The sequence below is a fragment of the Blautia aquisgranensis genome (assembly GCF_040096615.1).
GTDB lineage: Bacteria > Bacillota > Clostridia > Lachnospirales > Lachnospiraceae > Blautia_A > Blautia_A aquisgranensis.
Genome location: NZ_JBBMEJ010000034.1, coordinates 1 through 14,518 on the forward strand (window position 1 = coordinate 1; position 14,518 = coordinate 14,518).

At 42.3% G+C, this 14,518-nt stretch carries 19 protein-coding genes; 13 read left to right on the forward strand and 6 right to left on the reverse strand.

Annotated elements, in window-relative coordinates:
- Window positions 1-155: 155 nt before the first annotated feature.
- Entirely contained in the window at window positions 156-509 is a 354-nt protein-coding gene (locus WMO28_RS16240; RefSeq protein ID WP_020993869.1) for a cupin domain-containing protein, read from the reverse strand.
- Window positions 510-651: 142 nt separating this feature from the next.
- Here WMO28_RS16240 and WMO28_RS16245 point away from each other — a divergent pair, with 142 nt between their 5' ends.
- The 5 genes from WMO28_RS16245 (at window position 652) to WMO28_RS16265 (ending at window position 3,420) form a co-directional block, all read left to right on the forward strand.
- Entirely contained in the window at window positions 652-984 is a 333-nt protein-coding gene (locus WMO28_RS16245) for a winged helix-turn-helix transcriptional regulator (protein ID WP_008373705.1), read from the forward strand.
- Window positions 985-1,127: 143 nt separating this feature from the next.
- Window positions 1,128-1,565 (forward strand): radical SAM mobile pair system MarR family transcriptional regulator, encoded by a 438-nt coding sequence (locus WMO28_RS16250; protein WP_349057657.1) that lies wholly within the window; start codon window positions 1,128-1,130, stop codon window positions 1,563-1,565.
- The gene (locus tag WMO28_RS16255; protein ID WP_349057658.1) at window positions 1,562-2,251 is read left to right on the forward strand and encodes a radical SAM mobile pair protein A; all 690 of its coding nucleotides are present in this window, start codon (window positions 1,562-1,564) and stop codon (window positions 2,249-2,251) included. The genes WMO28_RS16250 and WMO28_RS16255 overlap by 4 nt, the downstream gene beginning before the upstream one ends.
- Window positions 2,239-3,147, forward strand: a complete 909-nt coding sequence (locus WMO28_RS16260; RefSeq protein ID WP_015567824.1) for a radical SAM mobile pair protein B — start codon at window positions 2,239-2,241, stop codon at window positions 3,145-3,147. The genes WMO28_RS16255 and WMO28_RS16260 overlap by 13 nt, the downstream gene beginning before the upstream one ends.
- Before the next feature lie 63 nt (window positions 3,148-3,210).
- Window positions 3,211-3,420 (forward strand): DUF6219 family protein, encoded by a 210-nt coding sequence (locus WMO28_RS16265; RefSeq protein ID WP_009300563.1) that lies wholly within the window; start codon window positions 3,211-3,213, stop codon window positions 3,418-3,420.
- A gap of 814 nt (window positions 3,421-4,234) precedes the next feature.
- On the opposite strand, the gene WMO28_RS16270 is transcribed toward WMO28_RS16265, so the two are convergent.
- Both WMO28_RS16270 and WMO28_RS16275 read right to left on the reverse strand, forming a co-directional pair.
- Window positions 4,235-4,798: an IS66 family transposase gene (locus WMO28_RS16270; RefSeq protein WP_349057659.1), complete on the reverse strand. Its 564-nt coding sequence runs from the start codon at window positions 4,796-4,798 to the stop codon at window positions 4,235-4,237.
- A 14-nt stretch (window positions 4,799-4,812) separates the two neighbouring features.
- The gene (locus WMO28_RS16275; RefSeq protein ID WP_349057660.1) at window positions 4,813-5,283 is read right to left on the reverse strand and encodes a hypothetical protein; all 471 of its coding nucleotides are present in this window, start codon (window positions 5,281-5,283) and stop codon (window positions 4,813-4,815) included.
- A gap of 27 nt (window positions 5,284-5,310) precedes the next feature.
- Between WMO28_RS16275 and WMO28_RS16280 the strand changes: the two genes are divergently transcribed.
- The 6 genes from WMO28_RS16280 (at window position 5,311) to WMO28_RS16300 (ending at window position 9,879) form a co-directional block, all read left to right on the forward strand.
- Window positions 5,311-5,712 (forward strand): reverse transcriptase domain-containing protein, encoded by a 402-nt coding sequence (locus WMO28_RS16280; RefSeq protein ID WP_435376748.1) that lies wholly within the window; start codon window positions 5,311-5,313, stop codon window positions 5,710-5,712.
- 276 nt (window positions 5,713-5,988) lie between these two features.
- Window positions 5,989-7,104 (forward strand): MATE family efflux transporter, encoded by a 1,116-nt coding sequence (locus tag WMO28_RS16285; protein ID WP_349057661.1) that lies wholly within the window; start codon window positions 5,989-5,991, stop codon window positions 7,102-7,104.
- A 3-nt stretch (window positions 7,105-7,107) separates the two neighbouring features.
- Entirely contained in the window at window positions 7,108-7,935 is an 828-nt protein-coding gene (locus tag WMO28_RS16290) for a MerR family transcriptional regulator (RefSeq protein WP_117592815.1), read from the forward strand.
- A gap of 12 nt (window positions 7,936-7,947) precedes the next feature.
- Entirely contained in the window at window positions 7,948-8,205 is a 258-nt protein-coding gene (locus WMO28_RS16295; protein ID WP_349057662.1) for a hypothetical protein, read from the forward strand.
- Between the two features lie 19 nt (window positions 8,206-8,224).
- Window positions 8,225-8,464, forward strand: coding sequence for a hypothetical protein (locus WMO28_RS17135; protein ID WP_353963848.1), 240 nt, complete (start codon window positions 8,225-8,227; stop codon window positions 8,462-8,464).
- Window positions 8,465-8,523: 59 nt separating this feature from the next.
- Complete coding sequence (locus WMO28_RS16300; RefSeq protein ID WP_349057668.1) at window positions 8,524-9,879, forward strand: MATE family efflux transporter; 1,356 nt, start codon at window positions 8,524-8,526, stop codon at window positions 9,877-9,879.
- A gap of 528 nt (window positions 9,880-10,407) precedes the next feature.
- Here WMO28_RS16300 and WMO28_RS16310 read toward each other — a convergent pair.
- The 3 genes from WMO28_RS16310 to WMO28_RS16320 are packed head-to-tail and all read right to left on the reverse strand — an operon-like array spanning window position 10,408 to window position 12,409.
- Window positions 10,408-11,355, reverse strand: a complete 948-nt coding sequence (locus tag WMO28_RS16310; RefSeq protein ID WP_349057663.1) for a TlpA disulfide reductase family protein — start codon at window positions 11,353-11,355, stop codon at window positions 10,408-10,410.
- A gap of 30 nt (window positions 11,356-11,385) precedes the next feature.
- Window positions 11,386-12,276, reverse strand: a complete 891-nt coding sequence (locus WMO28_RS16315; protein WP_349057664.1) for a 4Fe-4S binding protein — start codon at window positions 12,274-12,276, stop codon at window positions 11,386-11,388.
- Window positions 12,269-12,409: a CD1871A family CXXC motif-containing protein gene (locus WMO28_RS16320; protein ID WP_349057665.1), complete on the reverse strand. Its 141-nt coding sequence runs from the start codon at window positions 12,407-12,409 to the stop codon at window positions 12,269-12,271. The genes WMO28_RS16315 and WMO28_RS16320 overlap by 8 nt, the downstream gene beginning before the upstream one ends.
- Window positions 12,410-12,454: 45 nt before the next feature.
- Here WMO28_RS16320 and WMO28_RS16325 point away from each other — a divergent pair, with 45 nt between their 5' ends.
- Together WMO28_RS16325 and WMO28_RS16330 are read left to right on the forward strand one after the other, a co-directional pair.
- Window positions 12,455-13,195, forward strand: a complete 741-nt coding sequence (locus WMO28_RS16325) for a response regulator transcription factor (RefSeq protein WP_349057666.1) — start codon at window positions 12,455-12,457, stop codon at window positions 13,193-13,195.
- Complete coding sequence (locus tag WMO28_RS16330) at window positions 13,192-14,415, forward strand: sensor histidine kinase (protein ID WP_349057667.1); 1,224 nt, start codon at window positions 13,192-13,194, stop codon at window positions 14,413-14,415. The genes WMO28_RS16325 and WMO28_RS16330 overlap by 4 nt, the downstream gene beginning before the upstream one ends.
- The last annotated feature ends 103 nt before the right edge of the window (window positions 14,416-14,518 follow it).

The window sequence follows — 14,518 nt, forward strand, 5'->3', positions numbered from 1 at the left end:
TGTATTGAATCCTTTCATTCTATTATCAAACGTGAATGGCTCAATCGTTTTAAAATTCGCGATTATAAGCAGGCATAACGTAATATTAAACAAAAAGAAATGCACAGTTCTTAGCTTATCGTGAACGGTGCATTTTTGTAAATAAATACTTTTAATTAGCCGATTACGGCATCTTCTGCTGTAAAATGTTCCAGAGAATTTTCTTTTACCTGAATGCAGATATAAGTAATTCCAGAAATATCGGATGCAAAAAACTGACGCTTTGCAGTAGGTGCGATTTTTAGCCAGTCTCCAGTTGAAAGGCTAATTTCTTCTCCATCAATTATGGCTTTGCCGTTACCTGAAAGAATTCCATAGATTTCTTCATTTTCTTTATGAGAATGAACAAATGGGACATTTGCTCCTGCAGGTAGTTCGTTTAAACTGATTTCTGCACCTGTTAAAGACAACTTTTCGTGCAGCTCAATTCGGTTTTCCTTTCCAATAGTTGTTTTTGTGTAATTTGCCATAATAATACCTCCATAGTTAATTTGTAGTTTCTGGTTGCTTGGTATTAGTATAGTGTGAGACACATACAAAAACAAGTACGCACCTTTTTGTAACTGTACACTCAAAAATGAATGTGTTACAATAGACTCGGAGGTGAGAATTATGCGAGCAAAAGAAGAATTACCGGAATGCCCAGTTGCAACAGCAGTATCTCTTATCGGAGGAAAATGGAAACTGCTGATTTTGCGTAACTTGAAAGAGCGTCCATGGAGATTCAATGAGCTACAACGAAGTATAGATGGTATTTCACAAAAGGTTTTGACAGATAGTTTAAGACAAATGATGAGTGATGGGCTGGCATATCGCCACGATTACCATGAGCAGCCACCGAGAGTTGAATACGGCTTAACGGAACTCGGAACAAAAATGCTTCCAATTGTTAATTCACTTGCTGACTTTGGTAACTACTATAAATCAATTATTGAACAGAATTAAGGACGTTAGTATTTGAAAAGCTTGAACAATTCCAGTTTGGCGAATTGAAAAAAACAGAATTTACCTATTAAGACATATAAACTGTTGACAATAAAGCTCCTATATAGTATGTTTTTAATAAACTACTATATAGGAGCTTTTGCATGGAAATGAATGGAGGATTTCTTGTCACCAAAATAAAACAGCTTGGAGACCGGATTTTCGAGAAGATTCTCAGTGAAAAGAATATTGATGCGTTTAATGGAGCCCAGGGGCGTATTCTTTATGTGCTGTGGCAGGAGGATGGTATCTCAATCAGGTCACTCTCGACTAAATGCGGATTAGCGATAACATCTCTTACTACGATGCTGGAAAGAATGGAAAATCAAGGGCTGATAAGCCGTGTTCAGTCTGAAACGGACAAAAGGAAAACACTCCTGTTTCTGACTAAGAAAGCACATGCTTTAAAGGGCGAGTACGATTCTGTATCTGATGAGATGGGCAGTATTTACTACAAAGGTTTTTCAGAGGAAGAAATTACCCGGTTTGAGGAATGCCTCGACCGCATCAGAAAGAATCTTGAGGAGTGGCAGAAGTCATGAGTATTTGTATCAAAGATCAGATTCAGAACATGAATATCGTCATTGGCTGCACAGTGGGGTGTACATATTGCTATGCCCGCAACAACGTGAAACGCTGGCATATGATTGATGATTTCGCTGACCCTGAATTCTTTCCGGGTAAGCTCAAGATGATGGAAAAGAAACGTCCGCAGAACTTTCTTCTTACCGGCATGAGCGATCTCTCCGGATGGAAGCCGGAATGGAGAGACGAGGTATTTGCAAAGATCCGTGAAAATCCACAGCATCAGTTCCTGTTCATTACCAAGCGACCTGATTTGCTGGATTTTGATACTGATCTGGAAAACTCATGGTTTGGCGTTACGGTGACGAGGAAAGCAGAACTGTGGCGTATCGACGCCCTTCGGAAAAACGTCAGAGCAAAACATTACCATGTTACCTTTGAGCCGTTATTCGATGATCCCGGCACAGTTGACCTTTCCGGAATCAATTGGATCGTTGTCGGCACCATGACCGGAGCTCAGAGCAGGAAGATTCATACGGAGCCGGAATGGGCATGGTCTCTGACGGATCAGGCACATAAGCTCGGCATTCCGGTGTTTATGAAGGAAGACCTTGTCCCTATCATAGGGGATGAAAATATGATTCAGGAAATGCCGGAAGAATTTAATAAAGTGTTAGAGGTACAGAAATCATGGAAGAAGTAATGAATGGAATCCTCATTCGTGAGGTGGAAACAAAGAACATCATGACTAAGTCTAGTCTGCCGGTAGGCGGTTACTCGGTCAATCCCTATGTGGGCTGTACACATGCCTGCAAGTATTGCTATGCTTCTTTTATGAAGCGCTTTACCGGGCACAAGGAGGAATGGGGTACTTTCCTTGATGTGAAGCATTGGCCGGAAATTAAAAATCCGAAGAAATATGCCGGACAGCGGGTGGTCATCGGTTCTGTGACAGATGGCTACAATCCACAGGAGGAGCAATTCGGGAATACCAGAAAACTTCTGGAGCAGCTGATCGGCAGTGACGCAGATATTCTGATCTGCACAAAGTCGGATCTTGTGGTACGGGATATTGATCTGTTGAAGAAGCTTGGACGTGTAACCGTTTCATGGTCGATCAACACACTAGATGAAAATTTCAAGAACGATATGGATTCTGCTTCGAGCATTGAGCACCGTATCGCTGCTATGAAGCAGGTATATGAGGCAGGTATCCGTACAGTCTGTTTCGTATCCCCGGTATTCCCCGGTATCACGGATTTTGAAGCAATCTTTGAGCGGGTAAAGAATCAGTGCGATCTGTTCTGGCTCGAAAATCTCAATCTTCGAGGCGGTTTCAAAAAGACAATTATGGATTATATCGCCGGAAAATATCCTGATCTTGTACCACTTTACGACGAGATCTATAACAAGCATAACCGCAGCTACTTTGAAGCACTTGAAGTAAAAGCTGAGAAAATGGCTAAGAAGTATGATTGTGCCTTTGTGGATAATGAAATGCCTTATGGCAGAGTCCCGCAGGGGCATCCGGTGATCGTAGATTATTTCTATCATGAGGAAATCCGTGGGACAGAGAATACCGGAAAAAGAAATCGCTAACTTCCAGTTTGCATATTTTATCAAAAGGTACATATTAAAATTAACACAAAGGGAGATGTTAGAATGAAAGCTCATGAATATTGGTCTGTCGGAGCATTGATAACGATGCTAGGTACTTTTTATAGCGGATATAAAGGTTCAAAATCAAGCCATAAATATTTTGCGGCAAGTTCTTTGCTTTGTATGATTATGGCTATTTATACAGGTCATAAGATGATATCTAAAAACAAGAAAACAAAGAAAGAACCAATATCATTAGGAAATGAAGAATAATACAATCAACCTTGTGCCCAGTGGGCACGAAGTTGGCACAGTCACTATGGTGTCAGGAGAAATCCTGGCATCTTTTTTTATGTCTTTTTACACTTCAAAAAATATTTTTAAAAAATTTCTAAAATCATGTCCGATTTTGTCTCTCCCAATACAGAGTATATGGAAGGCAAATTGAAAATCCTCTGATTTCCAAAAATCACAAACGTAAAAGAGGTTCAGACAGTTCTTCCGATTGCACCTTGACAATTGAAAGAGCTGATACATCTTGAGGAACATGCTTACCGGAGTTAATCCGGCTCGTGCAGGCGAAGACTCCTACGGGAAGAGCGAAGCAATAATGATACCACCGAAAGGTACAGGACCTCTGCTGAAACAGAGACTGTGACTGTATTTTTACAGCCGGGTTATCTGAAATGATAACGATCAGATGTATATGTACAGACAAAGCCCAAATGCGAATACTTAGATTTTCTTATTTATATTACAGGAGAAATCCTGTAGCAAGTGGGGAATGGTTCGACTCCATTCCTCATTTTTTCGTGCAGAAAATGCATAGATTATTATCCTGTTTGAAATACCGGGGAAAGGTGTTGCAGGAAGAAAGGGAGGACAAGAAGCATGAATACGATTGTTTTAATAGGTAGACTTGCCAGAGATCCAGAAACTAAGCTGGCATAGCATCAGTGAATTCAGGTAACAAGGTAATTTATATACAGATATATATGATTAATGTATATAGGTTACTGTTCAGAGGTTAGCTGGACATGAGAAAACCGATGGTGTAGACTAATAACAGTCAAAGCCATCGGTTTTCTTATCCAAATATCCTGGACACTCTGTCAAATATATTCGCTGGTTCTTCCAGCCGCATCAAAACAAGCATGCTCATGCATTGGCAGAGATAATCGATACTTTCGAAACTCCTGAATGTCACAGCCTGCGCCTGTTTCCGCTTATAGTTTCTTAGAAGCCTTTCGGCTTCATTATTAGTGGGCAGATACCCGGGAATCATGTCTTTGTTCCAGGCGCGGTTTGGTTCATTATCCATGCTGTCTTTCAGGTAACGCAGCATATGGGCAAGGCATTCCTGGTGATCTGCTCCATAATTATAAAAGGTAATATCATGGTCATGGACAAGGATCCCCTGATAATCCTCTGTAACAGTCCCTTTTACTCCCTCGTGTCCTTTTTTCTCACGGGCAAAGTACAGTGCTTTTCCATCCGGGGTTGCACAGACATAGATCTGACAGCTTTTTCCGTTTTCCCTGCCGTTTGTACAATCCGTATGCATGACTGGGGAAAGCAGCATATCTGCATAGGTTTCCCTGCGCTCAGGCTCTGTTTTTAAAGCAAACTCCCTGCTGAGTTTACTTATCATGCCTTTGGAAATATTCAGTTTTCCCTGCTGTTTGCAATCTTTTTCTGCCGGATGGTTTTAGAAGAAGGAATAGATGAGTTTTCATAATCACGGTTGATCTGTGCATGAAGTTTCAGATTCTTTTCCTGTTCTTCTTCCAGCTGGGTGGCGGTTTCATAAAACTTAAGGCGGAATTCTTTTGCTTTCTCCAATACATCATCTCTTTGTCGCTCAGCAAGAAGGGCACGTTTCTCCATCTCCCGAAGCTTTTGACCAGCTTTTTTCTGCATTGCCTCAAACTCCAGCAGTATATCCTCCAGTACCTGAAACCAGTAATTGCGGACACGGATGTTTTCTTTATGTGCATCCTCTATCTCCGTTAGCAGCGCCTGAATCTTACGTTCATAGGCTCTGCACTCCTTTTGATGGAGTTCTTTCAGATTAATATAGTGTTCACCGGATTCCAGTTCTTTATTTCTTGTCTGTGCGGCTTTCAGCCGACACATTGATTACAATAGAGATTCTGATACTGCATATCATTTTTATGCAACCATACAGAACAAAGGGAAAAGCAGGGAGAGTGTTTTCTCGTCAACTTTGCGGATGATTTTGTTGCAGGATTTCAATATAAGTCAGAAGCTGAAAGATACTATAAAGAGTTAAAGGAACGAATGGAAAAGTTTGGACTGGAACTGGAAAGTAGTAAAAGCAGACTGATTGAATTTGGGAGATTTGCAGAGCAAAATCGTAGAGCAAGAGGAGAATGTAAGCCTGAAACATTTGATTTTCTGGGATTTACCTTCTGCTGTAGCAAAACTCGAAAGGGAGGTTTCGTGCCAAAGGTACAGACTTCAAGAAAGAAGTTTGAGCAAAAGGTTAGAGCATACAAGAACTGGATTTACGATAATCGGAATCGACCAACTCATGTGCCATAAAGAAACACGCAAGAATTTGATTGACAGCATCCACTATTCCATAGCAGCAGCGAGTTGCTTGTTAAAATAAGGCTTGCAGTTTTATAATAAATAATAACATATTCCTTAGGAGGGACAGACATGGAAACACGAGATATTCTCAAGAATTTGCGTGAAAAAATGAACTTACACAAAGTCATTTGAACGGTGCTACAAAATAAGAAAAAACGCTTGACTCTACATCTATTGTAGATTTTATAATACGGGTAGTTTAACCAAAAAGGAGGATTAGGCAATATGGAAAAGAATCTTACTACCGGCAGTGTGTTCAAAAATGTTGTATTATTATCATTGCCGTATCTGCTCTCGTATTTTCTTCAAACGCTCTATGGCATGGCTGACCTATTTATCATCGGACAGTTCGAGGGTGTAGCCAGTACTACCGCTGTTTCTATCGGCTCACAAGTGATGCACATGCTTACGGTTATGATTGTAGGGTTATCGATGGGAACAACCGTCAGCGTCGGTCAGGCAGTGGGGGCAGGAAATCAAAAACAGGCAGCGCATAACATCGGGAATACGGTAATATTGTTTCTGGTGCTTTCCATTGCACTTACGGCCATCCTGTTATCCCTTGTTCATCCCATTGTCGTTGCCATGTCTACGCCAGCGGATGCGGTGAGCGGTACGGTCACCTATTTGACCATCTGCTTTATCGGGATTCCTTTTATTACATCCTACAACATCATCAGTTCTATTTTTAGAGGGTTGGGCGACAGCAAAAGCCCGATGTGCTTTATTGCCACAGCCTGTGCTGCCAACATCGCTTTAGACTATCTTTTTATGGGTGTGCTGCACCTTGGGCCTGCGGGCGCAGCCCTTGGTACAACTCTCTCTCAGGCAATCAGTGTAGTTGTTTCCCTTACCGTTATTTTGAAACGCAGGAGCATCGTTCTGAAAAAAAGCGACTTCAAGCCTTGCCGTGCGGTCATGGGGAAAATTTTGGGGATCGGCATCCCAATTGCGTTTCAGGACGGCCTGATTCAAGTTGCTTTTATTATTATCACGATTATTGCCAATCAGCGTGGACTGAATGACGCAGCGGCGGTGATCCTTTTCGGCGGCCAGTATCTGCGTGGTTACATTTTTGACTGTATTTTTGCTGGCATTCATTTTAGTTTTAGCGGCTTTTTTTGCGCATGCGGGAAATCCGGCCTGTCGTTTTTACACAATATTCTCGCCATTGTATTGATGCGTGTGCCTGGCGTTTATGTGACCTCAAAATTATTCCCGGCAACGCTTCTCCCGATGGGACTGGCTACCGCGGCAGGCTCACTGCTATCGGTCGTGATCTGCCTAATCGCCTTTGGAGTCATACGGCGCAAATCAACGCTTGTTCTGGTGGAGGAGTAAGATATGGATCGGAAAAATCTCTTCCCAATAGGTGAAGTGTCAAAATTGTTTCATATCAGTGTTAGTAGTTTGCGGCACTATGAACATATCGGTTTGCTTACACCAGAATACATTTCCTCAGATTCTGGCTATCGTTACTATGGCACCGAACAATTTGAAGTACTAAACACAATCAGGTATTTGCGGGCATTGGATATGCCTTTGTCCGAAATTGAGGACTTTCTCAAAAATAAGGATATCAGCCGTATTGAGGAAAAGTTGTTACAGCAAAAGCATGCAGTCCTGAAAAAGCAACAAGAATTACAACGTATAGAACAAAAGATTAACCACCGCTTAAATTGGCTGAGAGACGCACAAAGTGAGCCTTTGGATACCGTTTCCTTAATAGAGCTTCCGTCCTGTCGCATTGCTTGGGTAGACGTTCCACTGAAAGTAGATGGCTCTCTTGATATGGAAGTGCCGATTAGAAAGCTGGATCAATCTGATGCCGAAGCCGTTGTATTTCTTGGAAAGGTTGGACTTGGCATTTCCGCGGAACATTTGCAGCAATCAAAAGTAAATCGTTATGACAGCATTTTTCTAATACTGGATCAAGAGGACATTTATACAGGTGAAACCATTACTCTTCCCAAAACACTTTGTGTACGGCTGCGTTTTCGAGGCAGTCATATAGAAGCTCCAGCGCACTATGAAAAGCTCCTTGACTACATCACAAAAGAACAGATACAGATTGTTGGTTTTTCGCGAGAAATCACGCTCATAGACTATGGCATTACTAATGACAGTGAAAAATTTGTGACTGAAATATGTATTCCGGTCAAGTGCAGATAAGAAGGGCATAAAATGAGATTCGTTGTTAAAAAAGAAATTTTTGAAGAACTGCCGAGTGCCTGTTTTGGTGTTGTTATGGCAAAAGGCATTGATAATAATAACGCATGCCCAGAGATTGTTTTAGATGAAAGTATCCAAGCTGCAATGCAGCGTTTTGAGGGAAGAAAAGTCAAGGAAGATCCGGATATTTTACCATATCGAGAAGCATTCCGAGCCTTGAATATCAACCCCAATAAATACTTTCCTTGCGTTTGGCGGCGAGAAAGATGAAACTCCAGACCTTGATGAAGTGGTTTATGCAATCGGACAGCAGGTGCGTACCCGCCGCTGGACTTGGATGCAAAGCGAAAACGGAAAAATCACTTCTGCTTCCACAGACATATTCTTTCCCATTGATGGTTTTACAGATTTCAATCGCGAGCGTGTACTTGCTGCGCAGGATGAACTCCAGATGCGAATAGCGCGGATTTGGGGTTGCAAAACAATTGTTGGACTTGTAGATTCTGAAAATCCGTATATGGAATTATAACAGAAATGAATGGCATCGCCACAAAAATATCTTATAACATGTTCCAAGGAGGAGAAATGATGAACGATACTTTTATGAAAGAAAAACCGGTATTGCCGCTGATTTTATCCATGACCCTGCCTATGGTTTTATCCATGCTGGTTAATTCTCTATACAACATTATCGACAGCTTTTTCGTCGCGCAGATCAGCGAGGAAGCTATGACGGCATTATCATTGGTTTACCCGGTTCAAAATTTTATCAATGCCGTTGGAATTGGATTTGGCGTTGGAATCAACGCAGTGATCGCCTTATATCTAGGCGCTGGAGATAACAAAAAAGCAGATCAAGCTGCCACGCAGGGACTTGTGCTTGCCATGATTCACGGCGTTGTTATGACAGTCTGCTGTATTACAATGATGCCGGCTTTTTTAGGAATGTTCACTTCATCCAAGACAGTGATTGAACTTGGCGTTCGCTATTCTGTTATTGCGTTCGCTTTTACATTGATTATCATTGTTGGTGTTACATTCGAGAAACTATTCCAAGCTGTAGGAAACATGAAAACAACCATGATCAGCTTGATGTGTGGGTGTATAACAAACATTGTCTTAGACCCCGCTCTGATTTTTGGCTATGGTCCATTCCCTGAAATGGGAATCGAAGGCGCTGCGCTGGCAACCGGCATCGGGCAGGCCTTGACGCTTGCGATTTATTTGGTCGTTTATTTTGTGCGGCCAATTCGCGTGCATATCCGCAGACAGTACATTTTGCTCAGCAAAAAGATGGTAATAAAGCTGTACTCCATCGGCATTCCCGCAACCTTGAATCTTGCGCTCCCATCTCTTTTGATTTCGGCGCTCAATGCTATTTTGGCGGCATATTCCGAAGTGTATATTCTGGTTTTGGGAATCTATTACAAATTGCAGACATTCATCTATCTTCCGGCTAATGGCATTGTTCAGGGGATGCGCCCCTTGATCGGATATAACTACGGTGCGGGGGAGAACAAAAGAGTCAGCCAGATTTATAAAATCGTCTTGTGCATGAGCGGTATCATTATGGTGCTTGGGACAGTGATATGTCTGCTAATCCCCGGCCAGCTTATGGGGCTGTTTACCCACACAGAAGCGACAATCCAGAGCGGGGAAACAGCCCTGCGTATCATCGGCGCCGGTTTTATCGTCTCGGCGGTTTCCGTTACATCTTCCGGCGCACTGGAGGGACTTGGAAAAGGCACTCCTTCATTACTGATTTCACTTTGCCGGTATGTTGTGGTTATCATCCCAACTGCGTTTTTACTCAGCAGGCTTTTCGGAGCGGTTGGCGTCTGGAATGCGTTTTGGATCACGGAAGCGATTACAGCAATCATTTCTATTTGTGTTTACTACAAGGCAATAGCACAAAGCCAGCTGAGTCAGTCAACAGTAAAATGAACGTTGCTTTGCGCCGCCGTTGACAACGCGATCTCTGTTTTGCCGGAGCAGGCACGGGAAGAAATCCTGCGCTATTACTTTCTGCATCAGTCGCAGCGCGTGATCGGCACGTGTATTGGCCGGTCACGCAGCACAGCAGGGCGGCATATCCAGATTGCCTTGTGGAAACTGCGGGAGGAAATGGAGAGATACCGTCATGAGTAAACTTCTCCCTTACGAAACCATTATCAAAGCGTGTGAGGGCGCCCCACCTGTTTCTGCCAGATAGAGAAATCAAAAATATCAAAGCGTATGTCCCGCAGGCTAAGGGATTTTATGAACACATGGGCTTCCATGTTTACAAGATGGAAGCGGTAGTGTCGCTGAGAAGATTCGAGAATATGATCAAAAGATTCTTGAAGTATGTGGATGGAAAGAAGGAATGCTAAGATTATATTTTAGTATAGCAAGCGCGACGGCAGATGTAAATGATGTTAGGGGCAGTTACTGCAAACAGTAACTGCCCCCTAACTAGGATATTTATGTAAATTATTTCTGGTCAAGTACGGACTGGATCTGCTTCATCAGCTGATCGTAGTTTGACGGATCGTCAATGCCACCCATGAAAGGTTCCCCAACGATATTTCCGTCTTTATCTACAAGAACGGTTGTAGGAAATGCCATGATGTTTCCATTTCCAGCATAGTTTCCAACTGTTGAATTAGAATCGAAAGTCAGGTTCTTGTAGGAAGCGCCCTGAGCTTTCATGATTTCTTTTGCCTCTTTGATTCCGGCTTCATTGTTGTCTAAAGTATCCATGTTGATACCAACAACTTCGCCACCCATTTCTTTGAGTTTCTCATTTAATTCATTCAGCTTAGAGAGCTCTCCGACACATGGCTTGCATCCACTGAACCAGAAATTTACAACTGTAACTTTATTTTTAGCGAAAAGACTGTCATCTACATCTTTTCCATCCAGATCTTTTCCTTTGAAACCTTTGAATACAGCTGTGGATTCGTCTGATTTGGAGGAAGAGCTGTCAGAGGAATCGGATGCAGCAATCTCTTTCTCAAGCTTGGCAATTTCTTCTTCAATTCCGCGGATTGTCTCGATGTCTTTGCACAGAGTTTCATATTCTTCTTCAGAGAAAGAGTCTTTGTTAGATTCCACTGTGCTTGCGAGTAAATCAGCATAGTTTCCGCTCTTGTCATCACCGGCAGCGTTCTTGTTCATAAGACCAAAGGCTTTGTCCCATGCATCTTTGTGATCAGCAAAAAGCTGGTTTTCCTGCTGGTAAAGGTCATTCCGTTTTTCGTTCAGCTCGTCTGCGCTGCCCGTTTCTGTTGTGGAAGAAGATTCCTGTTTTGTGTTTGTATTGTCTGTTGAGGAGGAATTTCCGCAGCCTGTAAACGCAAAAAGTACAGAAATGGCAAGGGATGCAGCAATTACCTTTTTTAATTTCATTGAGTTTGTTCTAAGTGTTTTGTTTTTCATGATTTTAAATCTCCTTTAAATTACGTTTTATTAGTTTTTATTTTCAGCCTGTTTCTTAGTTGAAAATCCGTAATGATAGCAGATTGCATCAGTCGGACAGGATTTCATACATTCTCCGCATCGGATACACTCCGGATGGTTTGGTGTGTCTACTACATTGACATCCATCTTACAGACACGGCTGCATTTCTGGCAGCCAACACATTTCTCATGATCAACCTGAATCTTAAGAAAAGATACCTTGTTAAACAGTGAGTAAATAGCGCCCAGTGGGCAGATCCATTTACAAAATGGACGGTAAAACAAGATGCTCAGGATGATGAAAAGCGCAAGGATTGTGAACTTAAATGTAAATAAATGTCCGAGTGCGGCACGGATTCCTGAGTTGGCAAGTGACAGTGGAATTGCACCTTCAAGTACGCCTTGTGGGCAAATGTATTTGCAGAAGAAAGGATCTCCCATACCAAGTGAATTGGTTACAAATGCCGGAAGTAGTATAACAAAGACGACCAGAATCACATATTTCAGATACCGCAGAGGCTTCAGCTTTGCGGTGGAAAGTTTCTTACCCGGAATCTTATGCAGCAGATCCTGGAACCATCCAAACGGACAGAGGAATCCACAGATAAACCGTCCTAACAGAACACCTAACAGGATGAAGAATCCGGTGATGTAGTAGGTAAATTTGAATTTTGAAGAACCAACCACGGCTTGAAAAGCTCCAATCGGACAGGCGCCTGTGGCGGCAGGACAAGAGTAACAGTTTAGTCCCGGGACGCACATCGTTTTTACATTTCCCTGATAAATTTTCCCTTTAAACAGATTCGGGATGTGAATGTTGGTCAGCAGTGTGGCAGCTGCCTGAATCCATCCGCGGAAGCGGACCAGAAAGTTTTTGCTTGATTTCATTTTCTTATCCAATTCCGACACACTCCATACATAATTTTATTGCCTTATTAAGTACAACCGCTGCTTCTCCACGGAAGATCCCGACAAGGAAAAACACCAGACCGACTGCAAGTAAAAGAATCTGTGTTACTTTTTCAGATTTCATTTATATACTCCTTTCAATGTTCAAAGTCCGTTTATTGACCTTTCGATGTTTGCATTATACAATAGGGGGTGTAAAATTCCTGTTAAGAAAATGGAGAAAAATAAATTGAGATTATTAGTTGTTGAAGATGAGAAGAAATTATGTGATATGATTGCGAAAAGTCTGCATCAGGCAGGATATGAGGTAGATACGTGTAACGACGGAGAGGAAGCCTTGGATATGATCTATGCGGAAATGTATGATTTGATCGTGCTTGATCTTAACCTTCCGGGGATGGATGGGATGGATATTCTCCGGGAACTTCGAAAGGAAAACGAAGAGACAAAGGTATTGATTCTGTCTGCGAGAAGTCAGATTGCTGATAAGGTTGACGGCCTTGATGCGGGGGCAAATGATTATATGGAAAAACCATTTCATCTCCAAGAGCTGGAAGCCCGCGTGAGAAGTCTGACAAGAAGAAAGTTTGTACAGAAAAATGTCTGTCTGGAATGTGGCAGTCTTCGTTTTGATACAAGAGAAAGGGCTGCATATGCAAAAGACAAGCCGGTTGCATTGACAAGAAAAGAGAATGGAATTCTAGAGTATCTTCTTTTGAATCAGGGAAGACCGGTCAGTCAGGAAGAACTGATCGAGCATGTCTGGGATTCTTCTGTGGATAGTTTCAGCGGTTCAATCCGAGTACATATGTCTTCTCTGAGAAAGAAGCTGAAAGCCGGGCTTGGTTATGATCCGATCGTGAATAAGATCGGTGAGGGGTATAAGATAGGAGGAGATGGTAAAGCATGAAAAAAATATCACTCCAGTGGAGACTGACGATTCTTACGACGGTGTTGATTACCGTATTGTGTGGATGTCTTACATTCTTCTTATATAAAAACGGAATTTATCATTTCGATACGCTTCAGGAGACTGTTACGGATCAAAATGCCGCACCGGAGGCAGTGTATATTGATATTCCGGATAATGAATGGGATGATTTTGCAGCGCAGTTTGCTACAAAGGTTTATAATTCGAAATCAGATTATAGAAATAGAAGTCTTCTGATTACTGCTGCCGTGGCACTGATTGGCGGCGCAGTTACATTTTTTGTCAGCGGCAGGGCATTAAAACCACTCAAAGAATTTTCAGAGACAGTAGAAAAGGTTCAGGCACAGAATCTGACGGATTATACGATTGAAGAGAATAGAATCGCAGAATTAGACCGACTTCGTACTTCTTATAACAAGATGCTTTTGCGGCTTTCGGAATCATTTGAGACACAGCGCCGTTTTACCGGGAATGCGGCGCATGAATTACGAACGCCGTTAGCATTAATTCAAGCACAACTCGACCTCTATCATACAACAGAGCATCCGGAGAGCGGAGATGCAGCAGAAGAAACCATCCAGATGGTGACAGAGCAGAATGAACGTCTTAGCAAGCTTGTCAGAACACTTTTGGATATGAGTGAATTACAGACGGTGGCACGTAATGAAAAGATCGAAATTCAGGGATTGATAGAAGAAGTGCTGACGGATCTGGAACCACTGGCACAGGAAAAGAATATTGAACTGTTACAGAAGGCACAGAATTTGTCGGATGGAAGATCAGATGGAACAGAAGAGTCGTTGCTGGTCGCATGTAGTATGAACAGTGACGAAAAGCCAGAGGATGAATTGATATTGACAGGAAGTGATATTCTGATCTATCGGATGATTTATAATCTCGTTGAAAATGCGATTAAATATAATCGAACAGATGGAAGGGTTACGGTATCGGCAAAGAGAGAGAAGGATGAAGTTGTCCTGACAGTTGCGGATACAGGGAATGGAATTGACGAGTCATTCCGGGAACAGATCTTTGAACCGTTTTTCCGGGTAGATAAGTCCAGAAGCCGTGAGCTTGGAGGGGTAGGTCTTGGACTTGCGATGGTGCGTGAAATCGTGCGGGTGCATGACGGAAAGATTGAGGTTCGCGGAAATGAGCAGGGCGGAACAACATTTGAAGTGAGAATGGGGATGGAATAGAAGAATAAAAATACTTTATCATTACTTAACACCACTTTACAACTTTTTCATAAAAAATAATCGTACAGGACTTTCTGATGTATAATGAATTTGCCAAAACATT